Origin of the sequence: Sphingobacterium lumbrici (assembly GCF_006476045.1) — a bacterium.
Taxonomy (GTDB): domain Bacteria; phylum Bacteroidota; class Bacteroidia; order Sphingobacteriales; family Sphingobacteriaceae; genus Sphingobacterium; species Sphingobacterium lumbrici.
This window is the reverse complement of sequence record NZ_SRZY01000007.1, coordinates 1-17,474: the sequence shown is the minus strand read 5'-3', so window position 1 is coordinate 17,474 and position 17,474 is coordinate 1. Positions and strand designations below refer to the sequence as shown.

The following is a 17,474-nucleotide window of genomic DNA, read 5'->3' as shown; positions in this document are numbered from 1 at the left end:
TATTTTTACCTTCGCTATAGAAAAAAAGGAACACCGAAAGCGATATTGAAAGATTAGTAAAATTAATAGACAAACACACATGGAATTCAAGATAGGAGATTTAGTACGATTTGTAGACGAGCCGATTGAGGGACATATTACGTCTATACAGGCCAATGATATCGTTGGTGTAACGGATGATACAGGTTTCGAAATACCTGTATTAAAGACAAAGATTACCCTAGTACACGGCAACATGCGTTTACCCGAAGATGACATAGAAGATAGTCCACAAATCGCACAAGGACCTTTTGTAGACAAAGGAATATATCTGGCGATTGCAGGTGAGCAAAAAGATGGCTTAGCTAAATTTTACGTTATTAATGAGACTTCTTTTGAGTTGCTTGTCAGCATATCGGAGATTTCAGGTTCCAAAACAACAGGCATATTTGCCAATAGTATTCCGAAAAATGACTATGCGCAGGTGTACACTGCAAATTTTTCTACAGTGGGAAAATGGCCTACTTTTCAATTCCAACTCATCCGTCATGCACGCAGCCAACAGACACAAACCCAACCAATAAGTAAGGAGCTAAGGGTAAAACCTTTGGATTTGATTAATTCCAAAGAGATGAATAATATCCTGAGCGAAAAAGTATGGTTATTTGAATTGGATAAAAAAGAAGAGAATATTGGATTGGATAAATTAAAATCGCATTTTATATCCCACCGACCAACAAAGAAATAAGGAGGTTCATTTTTTTGTCTCACGCTATAGTGGTTAGCCAAGTTTTTGGGAGAGGTTGTTAAGGTTAAAGGAAGGTTTTCTTTATCAAATTTCTTTTGTCGCTTAGCCCGCGACGGGTCTACACTTTTGTCTTGCCAAAAGTGTACAAACCTGCCTGCCGGCAGGCAGGAGCGCGTCGCTGTACCGGCTCGACAAGACGGTTCACAATTCCTGCAATTGTCGACCCGCCAAGGCGACATTTGTCGGGTATGAAAGGATAGTGCTTTATCCTTAAATATTATTTTATACTTCAGCTGAAGCTAGAAAGGACGACCTAGGTCGATGTAGCGTTAAGAAAGCTTTTGGATTTGCGTTAAGAACAGATCCTCGAAGTGAAACGGCTTGGAGATGTTTAGTGAATCCAAAAGCTTTTAGCGTACATTGACCCAGTCTTGGGTTTTGCTTCTTTTGGCCAAGCAAAAGAAGGAGAGCCGCCCGCCGATGAGGGCAAAAAAGATGATTAAAATAATCCTTTGTTTAAGATATACATTGTTGAATTTTGCTTTTACAAAAAGCAAAATCATATTTATTTTAACATAGTCTGATACTATTTTTTTGTGAGGCTGTATTCAATATTGGTCATATTTATGCCTATCCAAAACCTTCATAACACATTCAGTGTTGCTGTTGACACGACCATATCACGAAGGTTTTTATGCGGTTGATTATTTTTTTGGGGCCAAATAAATGATTGTCATCACATCTAAGAATGAAAAATTTTTAAACAAACTGAACATCAATATATTAACAATAATTTAACACTATTTAAAAACATTCTAAATTGATTGGTTTGACAGATTTTTGACATTATAACCCTGCTTTTGCTCTACATTTGCATCAAAGATTTGGGGCTAGAAAGAAAAAGCATTGAAGAATTTAAAAGTAATAGCATTTACGCACCGACATGTTGACCTAAAAGATCTAGGCAATTTGGTAATTTGTAACGAAGAGTTAGATTCCAGATTGATTAGTCTAAAGAACAATTTAGATATCCCTGAGATTTTCTATATTGCTACATGCAATCGTGTTGAATTTGTTTTTTATGGCGCTCATGAATTAACCGATGATTTTATCGCTAATTTTATGGACAAAATGAACTTTTGCGTTCCCTCTGAACGACTACATTGCTATTTAGGTCAGGTAAACCGCTATTCTGGCATAGAAGCATTGAATCACTTGTTCAGAATGTCGTGCTCCTTGGAAAGCCTGGTTGTTGGAGAAAAAGAAATTTTGGCACAGGTACGAAGAGCGTATGAAAAATGCCGGGACTCTGGATTTACGGGCGACTTTCTACGTTTAATGATGGATCGCCTGGTAAAGACAGCGAAAGAAGTCTACACGTTTACCAATATTTCCCGAAATCCGATTTCTGTTGTTTCTTTAGCCTATCGTAAATTAAAAGAAACGAAATTACCTGAAAACCCACGCATCCTCGTTATTGGCTCGGGAGAAACAAACCAGAATTTAGCTAAATACCTTAAAAAACATAAGCATTCTAATTTTGTCGTATTTAACCGTACGGTAGCAAATGCAAATGCGTTGGCGAAAGAATTAAATGCCGAAGTTTATCCTCTTTCTGAATTAAAAAACTACAAGAAGGGATTTGATGTTATGATTACCTGTACAGGTGCTCCTGAGGCAATCATCAACAGCGAACTATATCAATCTATTTTGAATGGTGAAACTGACAAAAAAGTCATCGTTGATCTGGCTATTCCAAATGATCTGGACGCCGATGTATTGGTCAACTACCCTATTCATTACATTGAAGTAAGTAGCCTTCAAGCTATCGCAGAGAAAAACATCCAAGAGCGCTACAACGAATTGGAAAGTGCGGATAAAATCATCTGTGAGAATATTAAAGAATTTCTTCCCCTTATCAAACAACGTCGTGTAGAAGTGGCTATGCGTCAAGTTCCGGATAAAATTAAAGAAATACGTGCTACTGCGCTGAACGAAGTATTCGCCCACGACCTGCGCAATTTAGACCCTCAAGCTCGTGAAGTTCTGGAAAAAGTAATCAACTACATGGAAAAAAAATACATCAAAGTTCCTATGGTGATGGCTAAAGAAATTCTAGTAAAAAACAACGAAGCTGAAAACAACTAAATATCCTTCCATTTAGTTAACTTTGCAAGTGTAGTTTCATTTGGATATAAATTTGACTTTTACTGGTCATACAGAATATCTTACCAAAATCTTTCATTGTGAATAGAAAATTAATAATTGGCACACGGGGTAGCCAACTTGCATTATGGCAAGCCAACTTCGTAAAAGATAGATTAGCAGAAATCGGGATCGAAGCTGAATTAAAAATTATTAAAACGCAAGGCGATATTATCCAACACCTCAGATTGGACAAATTGGAAGGCAAAGGATTCTTCACCAAAGAACTCGAAGAGGAGCTACTAAATTCTCAGATCGACCTTGCTGTTCATTCATATAAGGATTTACCTACAGTAAACCCTCCCGGACTCCTCATTGCCGCAGTATCCGAACGAGAGGATGCTTCAGAACTTTTAATCATTCACAAAGACTGCGTAGATCTGAAAAAACGACTTTCGCTCAAACATAATGCAAGCGTTGGAACATCTTCCAATCGCCGTAAGGCTCAACTGCTATCATTACGTCCCGATTTAGAATTTACTGATCTTAGAGGCAATTTACAAACACGTATTCAAAAGCTACGTGATGAAAAATACGATGCGATTGTATTAGCCAAAGCAGGTGTAGCACGTATCGAAATGGATCTTTCTGATTTCCATATTGAAGAGATCTCTCCTGTTGAAATTATCCCCGCTCCTGCACAAGGGGTTCTCGCCATTCAAATTCGCGAAACGGATCAGGATTTATTTGATATTCTTCAAAAAATAAACAATAAAGAAGTTGCTGAGATCATCGCTGTAGAGCGTAAAGTATTGAATTTATTTGATGCCGGTTGTCATGCTCCATTGGGCTGTTACTGTCGACAACATGACGGCAAATACGAGACCTGGACATCTATTGCAGACGATAATGAAGACTTTCCAGATCGCTTTTTTGTACAATCCGATACTACGGAAGGTTTGGCTGAACTTATTTTTTCAAAATTCAAAAAGGACAGAAAGCTCCCTTCCAGCGTATTCATTACAAGAGATCTGGATGAAAACTCTTATCTGGCGAGGGCACTCAAAAAGCACAATATTTCAATTGATGACCGCTCCCTTATTAAAATTTATCCGACCATCAACAAATTGGACTCTTTCATATTAAAAAGAGCCGATTGGATTTTCTTCAATAGTAAAAATGCTATCGATCATTTCTTCAAATTAGAACCTATCCTGTTAAAGAAAACTAAAATTGCTGTTTTGGGCAGAGGATCAGAAGATGCCTTACGCAAATACGATCGTATAGCTGATTTCTCGGGTGATAATTTGGGTATCAAAACGGAAAACATTGCCAAAGCATTTGCAAAATTGGTCGACGGCCAAACGGTGTTGATACCACGTGCTGAGGGATCATTGCAAACTATCCAAAAAGAAATCACAGAAAACACAAAAGTAATTGACGTTCCTATTTACGAAACTGTGCTTGCCGAAAATGTAAATAAATCAAATGCCGATGTACTGATATTTACAAGCCCAAGCAATGTCGATGCTTATTTTCAGGAGAATTTAGTAGATCCTGGTCAAAAAATCATTTGTATCGGATACTCTACGGCGGCGGCTATTGAAAAAATGGGGTTAAAGTACACCCTTCCCTATACACCGGATGAAATTGGTCTTGCCGAAGCCGTATTTGGTTTGGACTACGAATAGGAACAAAGGTTAAGGACTTTTTTGTCTTTCATCCTTGTTCTTTAATCTAAATACTAATAATATGTTACAACGTCCAAGAAGAAATAGAAAATCTGCTGTCATCCGTGACATGATTCAGGAGACACATTTATTACCTTCAAATTTGATTTTCCCACTCTTCATTGTTGAAGGTGAAAATCAGAAAACAGAAGTATCATCAATGCCAGGGATATATCGTCATTCTGTTGATAATTTGCTTCGTGAAATTGAAAGTTGTCTGAAATTAGGATTAAATGCTTTCGATATATTCCCGGCAGTTGAAGAATCGTTAAAGGATAAATTTGCTACCGAAAGCTACCGCGAAGGAACCCTTTACCTGAGAGCTATAGCGGCTGTAAAAAAGTATTTCCCGGAAGCCTGTATCCTTACTGATGTCGCTATGGATCCATATAGTTCAGACGGACACGATGGTATTGTTGAAAACGGTGAGATATTAAACGATGAAACCCTCGTTGTATTAGGTAAAATGGCATTGGCTCACGCTCAAGCGGGTGCTGATATCATCGCCCCCTCAGATATGATGGACGGACGTATCGGCTACATCCGAAACGTACTGGACGAAAATGGTTTTACCCATGTCTCACTGATGTCTTATACCGCAAAATATGCTTCATCATTTTACGGACCTTTCCGTGACGCATTAGGTTCTGCTCCCAAAAAAGGGGATAAAAAAACATATCAAATGAATCCGGCAAATGCGCGTGAAGCATTGATTGAGGCACAACTGGATGTAGAAGAAGGAGCAGATTTTTTAATGGTAAAACCTGGTCTGCCTTATTTGGATATCATTAAGTTATTACACGACAATTTTGATCTTCCTATCGCAGCTTATAATGTATCGGGAGAGTATGCCATGATCAAAGCTGCTATTCAAAATGGGTGGTTACAAGAAAGTGCAATTCTTGAAACTTTGCTAAGCTTCCGCCGCGCCGGAGCTACTTCAATTCTCACTTATCATGCGAAAGAAGTATTAGAAAAAGGTTGGTTGAGATAACACATTGAATTAACAAAACAATTACTTTCAGAAAAAAACAGCTATGACAAGTCAAGTACCGGATATTTCACGTACAAAATCAGCAGAACTATTTGAAAAGGCTAAAAATTATTTTCCCGGAGGTGTCAATTCTCCAGTTCGTGCATTTAAATCTGTCTATGGCACACCGCTCTTTATCGAACGTGGCGATAAGGCGCATTTATGGGATGCCGATGGCAATGAATTTATAGACTACTGCTGCTCATGGGGACCGTTAATTTTGGGACACAATAATACTGAAATCCGCGAAGCTGTCTCAGCTCAACTGAATAAAGGATTAAGCTTTGGCGCACCAACTCAACTGGAGAATTCATTAGCCGATCTAATTATATCGAATAATCGATATATCGAAAAAATTCGCTTCGTCAGCTCTGGTACGGAAGCGGTCATGTCTGCCATTCGTCTCGCGCGTGGATATACCAAACGGGACAAAATCGTCAAATTTGAAGGCTGCTACCATGGACATTCTGATTCCTTATTGGTAAAAGCCGGATCCGGATTAGTGACATTTGGAGAAACATCTTCTGCGGGTGTTCCGAAGGCTTTTGCCGATGAAACAATCGTTATCGCATTAAATGATAAAGCTGCTTTGGATAAAGTATTTTCAGATTTTGAAGACCAGATCGCCGCAGTAATTATCGAGGGTGTACCTGCAAATAACGGACTCCTTATTCAGGATAAAGCATATATAGAGTATTTAAGGGATATCACTACTTCCAACGGTTCGTTGCTGATTTTTGATGAAGTCATCACGGGCTTTCGCCTGGGCTTTGAAGGTGCGGCACGGTATTATGATATCCAGCCCGACATTTTGACTTACGGTAAAATTATTGGCGGTGGAATGCCGGTAGGTGCTTATGGAGCATCTAAAGAGATCATGGGACATATCTCTCCGGATGGAGGTGTTTATCAAGCTGGTACATTGTCTGGCAATCCTGTTGCCATGGCCGCTGGGATCGCAACACTTTCTATCTTATCTCAACCCGGATTCTATGAAAAACTGGAAGAAACAACGCTAACTTTTGTCAAACGCATCCGTGATTTCATAACCAAAAAAAATCACCCTGTATCCATCTTCACAGTCGGCTCTATCTTTTGGTTTGCTTTTTCTCAAGATGAAAAAATTCAGCGTGCTGATCAGATTGATCCTTCATCTATGGAAAAATATAAAGTAATGCACCGCGAATTATTAAACCGAGGTATATATTTCGGTCCTTCTGGTTATGAAGTTGGTTTTATTTCTGCAGCACATACATACGAGGATCTAGAGGCTACACATATTGCTATTCAAGAAGCATTAGAAGTTGTATTCGCATAACCACAAATAAGATCAATGGACTTCCTTCTGTGTTATTGATACCTTTGTATTTTTAAAGGCACCAATGAGCTCGTTACACTCGGTTCATTAGCCCTCAAGAACCTCTATGGCTGTCAGCGTTATCCAAACGTCACGCAGGTTTTTATGGCAATATATTTGCTAAGATTAAACCAATAACATTTTATCAGGTCTTAAAATTATTAAAAAACATATTTTACTAACTTAACAATCGATCCCATGAAAAAAATATTACTCGCCCTTGCCATAGGTAGTGTTTCTTTACTTTCATTTAATTCGTGTACTAAAGAAGAATATTATGATGTAGCTCCTACAAAAACTTACCTTTTTGATGTAGTTCCTAATGATTGGTCGAGAGAAACTGGCTCCAATACTTACCAAATCACATTATCCATACCACAACTTACGTCTCTTATCGTGGAGGAAGGAGTTGTAAATGTGGCGATAAGTTATGATCACCGAGCTGATTTCTATGAAATAGTACCTGCTACTATTGAGAATTATCATTTTTCGGCAAACTATGCTGCTAACCCTGGTGAGGTTACAGTATATGCGGAAGACAGAAGGCTGACGCCTATACGCCCGGAGGCAATGCGTATAAAAGTTTCTATTAGCGAAGGGGTAGTTGTAAATTAATATACACGAAACTAAAAATATCAGTCATTTCGACTGAAGCGAAGCGAAATGGAGAACCGAGCTTACGAGCTCGCTGTGAACAAATCTACATTTTTGAAGTTTTTAGATTTCTCAACTCCATTACGTTTCGTTCGAAATGACGTAAAAAAGTCTTTTTAGAAGACTTTAGGATTATTTTGTTTCCCGCTCGGGAACAGTCCATACGTAGATGGTTGTACCGCCTACATTAACTTTGGAATTGCAACTGATTCTTATAATCTGATCTGAAGACCCTACATCCGTTAATCTTCAGATTTAACAATTCACTAAGCCGTAGTCCACAGCTATAGATTGTCATCAATATTGCTCTATGCTTAAGATTATTCATACCATCTAATATACATCGCACCTCTTCTTTGGAGAAGAATTTAGGTAACTTGTTTCACTACGTTTAGGCAAAAGGTAATCAAGTCTGAGCGACTGATCAAGCTGTAATAAATATAACTTCTTGATCGCCCCTACCAGCGACTGCTGGCAGGAAGAACTGATTTGTTCGTTCACAACTTTCTTATTGATAAATGCTTCTATACTTTCAATGGGTATTTGCGCCTGCTTATCGTATTGACCCGTAGTGTGTAAAAAATACCTGTGCATATTCCTTGTAAGATCTGATCGTACTAGGTGTGTAGCGCTGCAAACGCATACGCTCTACAAATACTGTAACAATTCTTTCGCTATCCATACTCCATAAAATAAATAAAATCAGATTTTGTTTCGCTTTCTTTTAAAAAAATAAGATATATCTTGCTAGTTTATAGGTTTTTACTATTTTTACCATAGCCGTTGACGCAATTCGGATATAGAGAATGATTGGCGATATACCGTTGCAGTAAAAAGGTACGTTGGTAGCAAGTTTGGGACGACACCACATAACTATAAACGACAAATTAAAAATTTACAATTATGGCATCTTGTAATCACTGCGGACGAGGTGGTGCTGACTCCAGAAGAAATGTTAGTAACCGGACGTTCAATAAGAGACCAACCGAATAAAAACGGAAATTTACTGATAACCGCACCTTACCAAGCAAAACTGACAGTTCTTGAAACAGACGTTGAACACGACTACATAAATGGGAAAAGTGGTTATTGGTATAAAGTAGAATATCAAGGCACAACAGGTTTTTCTTTTGGCAACTACATAGAGAAATAACAATGACATTTAATTGCAAATTCGTATACGAACTATTAACGACATAAAACCAACAGCAGAAGACAGACAAAATGTTACATACAATTATCAAGATGAACTAACAGCAAAACTTGATAACTTAAATTCTGACTTTGACCAAAACATAGTCAACGAAATTGTTCTCTGGAAAGTTAGCAGATACGCTTTGTTAGACATAGAAACATTAAAACTGATAAATCAAATTAGCAAAGACGATACACAACTTAACTACGAATTGACAAACGACATTCTACTTCGGCTTTTAAGCAACAAACAGAAAGGTGTTAGACTTGCGATGGCTTCTACCATTTTGCGATTTAAAAATCCGAAAATTTATCAAATCATTGGCATAGTAAAAGATCGACAATCATATCATCACAAATACCTGTGTCGGCATGGTATGAAATCATCGGCGGCGAAGGAACTATTGCTGATGCCATTTTAGATCGAATCGTAAACTCCTCACACCGGATTGACCTGAAAGGAGAAAGTCTAAGAAAAAAAGGTAATATTGTCAGGTCATTGGTAATTGACAACCCTTGAACCAAAATCAGGGGGTCAGTATCCCCGGAATGGGGTCAACATCCCTGGAATATGCAATCTTTTAAGTGGCACGGTTTGACCGAAATCAATGGCACCATTACTCTGAAATACCCGCCACGTACACTTTCTGTGAAACCCCGTATTTCGAATGCGTTTTAAGCGGTTCTTCGAGTTGCCCGATACAGGCTTCAAGTTTATCTATTTTTTCATCTTTTTCTTTCAGCAGCACATCGTTAGGCCGGATGTTCCATTTGTCACGCATGGCGATGTACTACTGGAACTCGGGTGAGCTTTTCAATGTTCGACACATGCCGGGGATGCTCGGATGAAAACGGTTTTTTTCGTTCAAAATGCTCAATCTGTTTCTGCACGATATACCACACATGGGCAAGGAAATCTTTTGCGGAACCCTGCTTCGTGGACAAGAAGTAATCAAGGTGGTAGGTGTAATAGGTTTCGAAATCGGCTTTTTCCAATCCGTAGATTTTGAGCAGGAAATGGTTGTTGCCATACCCCCTCTTCAAACCAAGTATGTTGCCAACATCAAACGGATGTGGGGAAAAACCGAAGCGCTTTCTGCTTTTAAAGTAATTTAATCCCATTGTGATAATCCTTAAATCTGTAGTCACAAAATCCTGTCCAACGGACTTTTGATTGCATTCAGTTGCGCGTTGCCGACTTTTGCATAAAGCATCGTGGTCTTAATGTCATTGTGACCAAGTAGCTGCTGTATGAATGACATGTCCGTGCCGTATTCCAGTAAATGTGTGGCGTAACTATGCCGCAAACCGTGTATCCCTATCGGCCTGTTTACCTTTGCAGCCTTCATCGCATTCTTAAACACAGCTTGAACACTGCGGACGGAATACCGCCCTCCGTACTGACCTTCAAAAAGATAAGTCTTGGGGCGATACGCTTTATAATACTCCCGCAGCAAATCCAGCACTGCGGTAGGTAGCGGTACATACCGGTCTTTCTTTCCCTTGCCCGCTTCGATGAGTACCTGCATCCGTCCACTGTCGATGTCGCTCACTTTCAGATTGACAACCTCACTTACCCGCAGTCCCATTCCGTAGCACAGTTGCAACATCAGTAAATGCTTCTGGTTTCCTACTGCGTCGAATATCCGTTTTACTTCCTTTTGACTCAACACCTTTGGCAAAGTGGACGGCTTCTTTGGACGTGGGATTTCGGCAAAGAAATCCGGTTTATGGAGCACCTGTTCAAAATAGAATTTGATGGCGTTGAGCCTGCTGTGCAGTTGACTTTCCGAAATCTTCAATGTATTGATGCAATAAAGGATGTAAGCACGGAGACGGTCGTAGCCCAGCGAATCAATGGGCACGTCTTTCACCACATACAGTAACTGTGCAAATTCGACCATGTAGGTCTTTATGGTGGACGGGCTGTAGGCTTTCATCTGCAACACCTCTTTCATGCGTTGCAACTCCCGTGCATTCACGGGCGACAATTTGGACAATACCCCTTTGCCAACCGGTGGGATCTCCATCCCAAATAGTGTCCGGAAATGGGTATTGTCCGGCACATACCAGCACTTCTTAGACCTGCTCCACCTGCCTTTCAGCGATTTGACCAAATCAATCTTTGCCCGGTCGTATTTGAAATCCACCCAAATGACCGCCGAATCATTATGCCTACCTTCCCGGAAAGCAAAACCGGAAAAATCAATAGCTTTCATACTGCGCATTTTGTATTACCTAATAAAGCAAATCTAAGAAAGTTATACAAAATGCGCAATGGATAAAATGGCACAACCATAAAGTGAAGCCCCTTACAAACAAATATTTATGGCAAAACAGAGAATTATTGGTTTTTTTGTGTAAAGAAGATTATTGCGTATATTTGAGAGTTGGCGGTAATTTGAAGAAACAATTAACAACGAAAAACATTCAAGAAAATGAAGCTATAAGTAACTGTAAGATAGAATAAGAATTGAAATATCCTTTAATACGCAAAGTAGAAAGGGCGATTGTTAATATTAAAAAATTAGAAAATGACACAGTTACAAATGATTGACAAAACAAAGTCAATAGCTCAAAATGATAAAAATATTTCTGCCGTATTTATGTACGGGTCATTTACCAAAAATGAAGGGGACAAATATTCAGATATTGAATTCTACATCTTCTTGAAGGATAAAGAAAATTTTTCCGCTGAAAATTGGGTAAGCCAAATTCATCCTTTGGCATTATATTTTACCAACGAGTATGGAAGTGAAGTTGCCATTTTTGAAAATATGATAAGGGGGGAGTTTCATTTTTTGACAAACGACCAAATGGAAGTTATCAAATCGTGGGACGGTTTGGTAGAGTTTAGCGACTTTGACAAGATGATTTTAGTAGATAAAGAAGATTTATTGACTAACACGCTCAAAGAAATAAAAACTAAAGTACCTGATCGAACAACAAATGAAAATATCCTGTGGTTGAGCCAATCATTGTTGAATGTTTTACTTACAACAAGCAACTTAATTAAACGACAGGAATTTGCTCACGCTTACCAAAGCTTATCAAATGTTCAAAAATATTTACTTTGGTTAATAAGAATTGAAACATACCAAACCAAACATTGGGAAAGTCCAACAAAAAGCTTGGAAAAAGACATAGACCCAGATTGGTATTCGTTATTTCAGGAGACAACATCAGAATTAGATCCGACAGATATTAAAACAGCTTTCAAGAAGACATTAACATTGACTGAAAAACTTTTTGATAATCTTGGAGTTGAAGCAAAATTAAAGGGGGTATTAAGGAGAATTGAATAAAAAAACTACCGCCAACATTGTATAAGCGTAATGCGGGCTGAACTGCTAAATTTGAGCATTTTTGCTCTTAAGAAACTTTGTGGTGGGCGGACAGTGAATTGCTCCGAAATCCCGCACTACGCTTATACTTGACCGTTATGTGTCACCCTATGAACGACCGCGCTAAATAGAAACGAACGACAAAAAAACAAATGCAGAAATATTCAGTAAACCAACATTTAATCGAAACAATTTTAGCTTGGGTAAATTCGGGCGAAATCGCAATTCCAGAAATTCAAAGACCTTTTGTTTGGGACAGTTCAAAAGTTCGTGACTTAATGGACAGTTTGTATCAAGGTTATCCAATTGGTTACGTAATCGCTTGGAGAAACCCGAACGTAAAACTGAAAGACGGAAGTTTAAGCGAAGGCAAAAAAGTTTTGATTGACGGACAACAACGTGTAACAGCTTTGACCGCTGCAATTCTCGGACAATACGTCATCAACAAAAATTACCAACGAATAAAAATCAAAATTGCCTTCAACCCTATTGAAGAACGTTTTGAAGTGCAAAACCCTGCAATTTTAAAAGACAAAGTTTGGCTTCACGACATTACAGACGCCTTTTCGGGAAAAATCAGTTTGCTGAAATTGGTTAGAGATTATTTGGTTCTTAATCCTGAAATTGACGAAGATTTAATTGAAAACTCATTTTCAAGATTAATCAGCATCGTGAAAAAGCCAATCGGAATGATTGAACTTGCACCTGAATTGGATATTGAAACAGTTACAGAAATATTTATCAGAATAAACTCAAAAGGAGTTGTATTAAGTCAGGCAGATTTTGCAATGAGCAAAATTGCTTCTGATACAGAAAATGGCGGAAACGAATTGAGAAAAGCCATTGATTATTTCTGTCATTTAGCCATTGCACCAGATTTTTACAAACAAATTGTAGATAACGACAAAGATTTTGCAAAATCTGATTTTTTTCAAAAAATGTCGTGGCTTAAAACTGAAAACGAAGATTTATACGACCCAAGTTACAACGATTTAATCCGTGTTGCATTTACATCACAATTCAACAGAGGACGACTTTCCGATTTGGTAAGTTTGCTTTCGGGTAGAAATTTTGAATCAAGAAGTTACGAAACAGAAATTGCAGAGCAATCTTTCTTAAAACTGAAAAACGGAGTTTATAATTTCATCAACGAAACCAATTTTAAAAGGTTTTTAATGATTGTAAAATCCGCGGGATTTATTTCTCCTAAACTTATCCGTTCTCAAAACGCTTTAAATTTTGCGTATATCGTTTACTTAAAACTTAAAGAACTTGGCGTTAATTCCGTTTCCATTGAAAGTTACGTTAGAAAATGGTTGGTTTATTCAATTTTGACAGGACGATATTCAGGTTCACCTGAAAGTACATTTGATTTTGACATCAAACAAATATCTCAAAAACCATTTGCCGAATATTTAAAAGAAAAAGAAGATGGAGAACTTTCAGACGCATTTTGGAACGCGTCTTTACCGCAAAGTTTAGACACTTCCGTTGCGAGTAGCCCTTATTTTCACGTGTTTTTGGCTTCACAAGTAAAAGCAAACGACAGAGGATTTTTATCAAAAGATGTTTTAGTTGGCGATTTAATTTCGTTGCGTGGCGACATTCATCATTTATTTCCAAAAGATTATTTAAGCAAAAACGGACTTGACAGAAGTAAATACAACCAAATTGCAAACTATGTTTATATGCAATCGGAAGTAAACATCAAAGTTGGAAACAAGCCACCAAAAGACTACTTTGAACTTATTAAAACTCAAATTGTTGACAACAATAAATTAGTAAGCGGACTTTCGAGCGAACAAGAACTTTTAGACAATCTGAAAATGAATTGTGTGCCAGCAGAAATTATGGAAATGAGTATAGACGACTATCAAGACTTCTTGACTTTAAGACGAAAATTAATGGCTCAAAAAATCAAAGAATATTACAACTCACTATAATGCGACAAGAAGGGCGAACACATAACATCGGTTTGGCAATATGGCGGCTGAAGTGCTACTATGATACGTTTGTGCAAGGTTCAACGGCAGTAATTCTATTGAACTTTTGTGCTAATAATCCGCCACATCGCCAAGCCGAAAACCGTTAGCAGCAAGGCTAAACGACAGCCCATTTGACAGAAACAGAAATGATACTTGAAACATTCATACCAACAGAAAAGCTAAAACCTTTTGTAAAGTGCTATATGATAGTGAACTGTGATGAAACTATTGTTAATAGTATGTTGCCCGACACTTCGCTTACCTTCGGGTTCAGATACAAAGGGACAACTAAATATCTAACTGACGTTGAAAACTCTCTTCCTTTTGCAGTAGTTGCAGGGTTAAGAAAATCAATCCAACTAATGAAAGACGATACCAATACCGGAAATTTATTGGTAATATTCAATACCGAAGGAGCAGCCGCATTTTTTAAAGAACCGCTTCACAATACGTTTGGCGAAGTGTTGTCGCTTAATGAATTTTCCAATTTTAAAACATTAAATGCGTTAGAAGATGGATTGTGTGAAGCAAAATCAAATGAACAGAGAATACATATAATAGAAAGTTTTTTGTTAGAAAAACTTTGCGACTACAAGCAAGACCCACTTATTGCCAATGCAGTTCGAGTAATTAAGGAATATAACGGCTTACTAAAAGTCAAAGATTTGGCTACCAACCATTTTATAAGTCTTGATGCCTTTGAAAAAAGATTTAGGAGAGCAACGGGAGCTTCACCCAAACAGTTTTGTTACATAGTCCGTATGAACTCAATAATCGGCAGCTTAAACAACAGAAGTCTTGCACAAACAGCATTTGAGGCGGACTATTATGACCAAGCACATTTTACAAAAGACTTTAAATTATTCACAGGGCAAACCCCAACTGAGTTCTTAAAACAATCTGCAAAGTAAAAATCAATGATTTTTTACAAGACTGATAGCATTGCAACAAATACTTTTGCAGAAAAAAGATTATGGAAAATAAGATTTCAAAAGTTAGGTTATGGTCGTCTTACGTACTTCAAGGAATTGTGGCGTTGTTCCTTTTTATGGGAGCGGTAAACAACATAGTGAAAACAGAAACTGCATTAACAAATGCGAAAGAGTTGGGATATTCTGAAAGTTCTCTTTTGCCGTTAGCGATTGTGTTGCTCATGGGAGTTATTTGTTATGTGATACCCAAAACATCAATACTTGGTGCTGTAATACTTACTGCGTGGTTTGGCGGAGCTGTTGCCACGCACATTATTCACGGTGATGCTCCTTCGATTTTGCTTTCACCTGTTCTTTTTGCAATATTAGTTTGGATTGCAATTGGGTTGCGGGACAAAAAAGTTCAAACGGTTATTCCTTTTAAACAATAATAGTATGAGTGTTGTATTTATAATTTTAAGCATTGTTGCAGCTATTGTGCTGTTACTCTTAATGGTGGCATTAATTCTTCCAAAGCACTATTCTGTAACAGTATCCGAAACCATCAATAAGCCAAAGAAAACTGTTTATGACTATATGAGCTTGTTCAACAATCAAACTCAATACAGCGAATGGTTAAAAGCCGACCCAAATCTTCAACCAACAATTGTTGGAACAGACGCAACGGTTGGTGCTGTATTCAAATGGGAAAGTCATAACGAAGACAAGAATAAAAATGTGGGTATGGGCGAACAGGAAATAAAAAGAATGGACGAAAATAATATTGAAGTTGAATTACGACTTATAAAGCCAATGCCAGCCACTTGTAAACTCATTAACAACTTTGTTGAAAAAGGAATAAACCAAACGTATTATACTTGCACTTTTTGCGCCTACGCTAAATTTCCAATTAACCTTCCATCGTACCTATTCGGCAGAAGTTTTATCATAAAGGCACAACAAAAAACATTAAGAAATATCAAGACAATTATTGAAGAAACTGTATAAAATGGTAAGAAGAAAAATGCCCTAAAAGCCCTGCTGCTATCAGCGGTTTGGCGTTATGGGGTGGACGTTCTTCGTATGATAATTTGTGCTAAATTTGAACTGTGCGCTTCGTATCAAGTGTTGTGCTGAAAAGCCCCACTACACCAAGCCGCGAACCGTTAGTGGCAAGTGTAACAAGACACCGTTCCAAATGACAGAACAGACAAATGCAGGAAACATACATACAAGACAAAACTTTTGACAAAAACGACTTGCTGACAAAAGGCGAATACGAAAACTGCATTTTCAATAGTTGCAACTTTGCCGACACCGACCTTTCAGAATTTAAGTTTATTGACTGCACATTCAACGGTTGTAATTTCAGTTTGGCAAAACTCAACAAGACAGCGTTTCGGGACGTAAAATTCAAAGACTGCAAAATGTTGGGACTTCGGTTTGACACTTGTAACGAGTTTGGACTTTCCTTTTCGTTTGACGGTTGCCAACTTAACCATTCTTCGTTCTTTAAGACAAAAATCAAAAAGACCATTTTCAAAAATTCGCAGTTACAAGAAACTGACTTTGCAGAAACTGACCTGACAAGTGCCGTATTTGACAACTGTAATCTGACACAAGCCGTTTTCGACCACACAACACTTGAAAAAGCGGACTTTCGGACTTCTTACAATTATTCCATTGACCCAGAAATTAACCGAATTAAGAAAGCAAAATTTTCTATTTTGGGCGTTTCAGGACTTTTAGACAAATATGATATTGATATAGAAAAATGACACCAAGAATTGAAACATTAAACGAAAAGAAATTAGTCGGAAAGCGACTAACAATGAGTTTTGCTAATTATAAAATTGGCGAATTATGGCGAAGTTTTACACCAAGACGAAAAGAAATCACAAACAATTTGGCGAGTGATTTAATTTCAATGGTTGTTTACAAACCAACACATTTTGCGGACTTCAAACCGACAAATGAATTTGAAAGGTGGGCGACAGTTGAAGTTGCAGACTTTGACAACGTGCCAAACGAAATGGAAACTTTTGTTTTGCCAAGCGGACTTTATGCGGTTTTTGACTATAAAGGTTTAAGCACAGACAATTCAGTTTTTCAATACATTTTGGGAACGTGGTTGCCAAGTTCGGACTACGTTTTGGACGACAGACCGCATTTTGAAGTGTTGGGCGACAAATACAAAAACAACGACCCGACATCAGAAGAAGAAATTTGGATACCGATAAGACCGAAGAACACCAGCCACTAACATGGGTAACCGTTGCACAACCCTTATTTTTTCAAAATAAGATTCCAAAATCATAAAACCGACCTCTTTAGGAGCGATTTTGGGGAGGTTTGTTTTTTAGTTACTGTTCAAAACCGTAGAATCCGGAGGGC

Annotated in this window: 19 protein-coding genes and 1 pseudogene; 17 read left to right on the top strand and 3 right to left on the bottom strand. The window is 38.0% G+C overall.

Going from position 1 to position 17,474, the window contains the following annotated elements:
• Positions 1–79 precede the first annotated feature (79 nt).
• The 6 genes from E4F24_RS01555 to E4F24_RS01530 all read left to right on the top strand — a co-directional run bounded on the left by E4F24_RS01555 (position 80) and on the right by E4F24_RS01530 (position 7,607).
• The gene (locus E4F24_RS01555; protein WP_140936846.1) at positions 80–727 is read left to right on the top strand and encodes a hypothetical protein; all 648 of its coding nucleotides are present in this window, start codon (positions 80–82) and stop codon (positions 725–727) included.
• 906 nt (positions 728–1,633) lie between these two features.
• The gene (gene hemA, locus E4F24_RS01550) at positions 1,634–2,875 is read left to right on the top strand and encodes a glutamyl-tRNA reductase (RefSeq protein WP_140936845.1); all 1,242 of its coding nucleotides are present in this window, start codon (positions 1,634–1,636) and stop codon (positions 2,873–2,875) included.
• Between the two features lie 98 nt (positions 2,876–2,973).
• A complete protein-coding gene (hemC, locus tag E4F24_RS01545) occupies positions 2,974–4,563 on the top strand; it encodes a hydroxymethylbilane synthase (protein ID WP_140936844.1) in 1,590 nt (529 codons plus the stop codon).
• A gap of 61 nt (positions 4,564–4,624) precedes the next feature.
• On the top strand, positions 4,625–5,596 hold the full coding sequence (gene hemB, locus E4F24_RS01540; RefSeq protein WP_140936843.1) for a porphobilinogen synthase: 972 nt from the start codon (positions 4,625–4,627) through the stop codon (positions 5,594–5,596).
• Positions 5,597–5,639: 43 nt separating this feature from the next.
• Positions 5,640–6,953: a glutamate-1-semialdehyde 2,1-aminomutase gene (gene hemL / locus E4F24_RS01535; RefSeq protein ID WP_140936842.1), complete on the top strand. Its 1,314-nt coding sequence runs from the start codon at positions 5,640–5,642 to the stop codon at positions 6,951–6,953.
• 237 nt (positions 6,954–7,190) lie between these two features.
• Complete coding sequence (locus E4F24_RS01530; RefSeq protein ID WP_140936841.1) at positions 7,191–7,607, top strand: hypothetical protein; 417 nt, start codon at positions 7,191–7,193, stop codon at positions 7,605–7,607.
• Between the two features lie 372 nt (positions 7,608–7,979).
• On the opposite strand, the gene E4F24_RS13990 is transcribed toward E4F24_RS01530, so the two are convergent.
• Positions 7,980–8,240, bottom strand: a complete 261-nt coding sequence (locus E4F24_RS13990) for a hypothetical protein (RefSeq protein ID WP_235891130.1) — start codon at positions 8,238–8,240, stop codon at positions 7,980–7,982.
• A 358-nt stretch (positions 8,241–8,598) separates the two neighbouring features.
• Here E4F24_RS13990 and E4F24_RS14100 point away from each other — a divergent pair, with 358 nt between their 5' ends.
• From E4F24_RS14100 to E4F24_RS01510, 3 genes and pseudogenes are all read left to right on the top strand, one after another.
• Positions 8,599–8,799 carry an SH3 domain-containing protein gene (locus E4F24_RS14100; protein WP_181182333.1) on the top strand — a complete coding sequence of 67 codons (201 nt, stop codon included), beginning with the start codon at positions 8,599–8,601 and terminating at the stop codon, positions 8,797–8,799.
• Between the two features lie 13 nt (positions 8,800–8,812).
• Entirely contained in the window at positions 8,813–9,262 is a 450-nt protein-coding gene (locus tag E4F24_RS01515) for a hypothetical protein (protein WP_140936839.1), read from the top strand.
• Positions 9,166–9,360, top strand: a pseudogene (locus tag E4F24_RS01510) (ATP-binding protein); the annotation flags it as partial. The gene E4F24_RS01515 and the pseudogene E4F24_RS01510, both read left to right, overlap by 97 nt.
• 97 nt (positions 9,361–9,457) lie before the next feature.
• On the opposite strand, the gene E4F24_RS13985 reads toward E4F24_RS01510, so the two are convergent.
• Positions 9,458–9,622 (bottom strand): hypothetical protein, encoded by a 165-nt coding sequence (locus E4F24_RS13985; RefSeq protein ID WP_235891129.1) that lies wholly within the window; start codon positions 9,620–9,622, stop codon positions 9,458–9,460.
• Positions 9,623–9,743: 121 nt separating this feature from the next.
• Between E4F24_RS13985 and E4F24_RS13980 the strand changes: the two genes are divergently transcribed.
• Positions 9,744–9,956, top strand: coding sequence for a hypothetical protein (locus E4F24_RS13980; RefSeq protein ID WP_235891128.1), 213 nt, complete (start codon positions 9,744–9,746; stop codon positions 9,954–9,956).
• A 29-nt stretch (positions 9,957–9,985) separates the two neighbouring features.
• On the opposite strand, the gene E4F24_RS01500 is transcribed toward E4F24_RS13980, so the two are convergent.
• On the bottom strand, positions 9,986–11,059 hold the full coding sequence (locus E4F24_RS01500) for a tyrosine-type recombinase/integrase (RefSeq protein WP_140936838.1): 1,074 nt from the start codon (positions 11,057–11,059) through the stop codon (positions 9,986–9,988).
• Positions 11,060–11,374: 315 nt separating this feature from the next.
• Here E4F24_RS01500 and lnu(I) point away from each other — a divergent pair, with 315 nt between their 5' ends.
• The 7 genes from lnu(I) to E4F24_RS01465 all read left to right on the top strand — a co-directional run bounded on the left by lnu(I) (position 11,375) and on the right by E4F24_RS01465 (position 17,343).
• Positions 11,375–12,145, top strand: a complete 771-nt coding sequence (gene lnu(I) / locus E4F24_RS01495) for a lincosamide nucleotidyltransferase Lnu(I) (RefSeq protein ID WP_008992950.1) — start codon at positions 11,375–11,377, stop codon at positions 12,143–12,145.
• Positions 12,146–12,336: 191 nt separating this feature from the next.
• Positions 12,337–14,127, top strand: coding sequence for a GmrSD restriction endonuclease domain-containing protein (locus E4F24_RS01490; RefSeq protein WP_140936837.1), 1,791 nt, complete (start codon positions 12,337–12,339; stop codon positions 14,125–14,127).
• A gap of 173 nt (positions 14,128–14,300) precedes the next feature.
• Positions 14,301–15,080, top strand: coding sequence for a helix-turn-helix domain-containing protein (locus E4F24_RS01485; RefSeq protein ID WP_216629111.1), 780 nt, complete (start codon positions 14,301–14,303; stop codon positions 15,078–15,080).
• Between the two features lie 62 nt (positions 15,081–15,142).
• The gene (locus E4F24_RS01480; protein ID WP_140936836.1) at positions 15,143–15,532 is read left to right on the top strand and encodes a DoxX family protein; all 390 of its coding nucleotides are present in this window, start codon (positions 15,143–15,145) and stop codon (positions 15,530–15,532) included.
• 4 nt (positions 15,533–15,536) lie between these two features.
• Positions 15,537–16,088, top strand: coding sequence for an SRPBCC family protein (locus tag E4F24_RS01475; protein WP_140936835.1), 552 nt, complete (start codon positions 15,537–15,539; stop codon positions 16,086–16,088).
• 206 nt (positions 16,089–16,294) lie between these two features.
• Positions 16,295–16,858, top strand: coding sequence for a pentapeptide repeat-containing protein (locus E4F24_RS01470; RefSeq protein ID WP_140936834.1), 564 nt, complete (start codon positions 16,295–16,297; stop codon positions 16,856–16,858).
• Entirely contained in the window at positions 16,855–17,343 is a 489-nt protein-coding gene (locus E4F24_RS01465; RefSeq protein WP_140936833.1) for a GyrI-like domain-containing protein, read from the top strand. The genes E4F24_RS01470 and E4F24_RS01465 overlap by 4 nt, the downstream gene beginning before the upstream one ends.
• Positions 17,344–17,474: the final 131 nt, after the last annotated feature.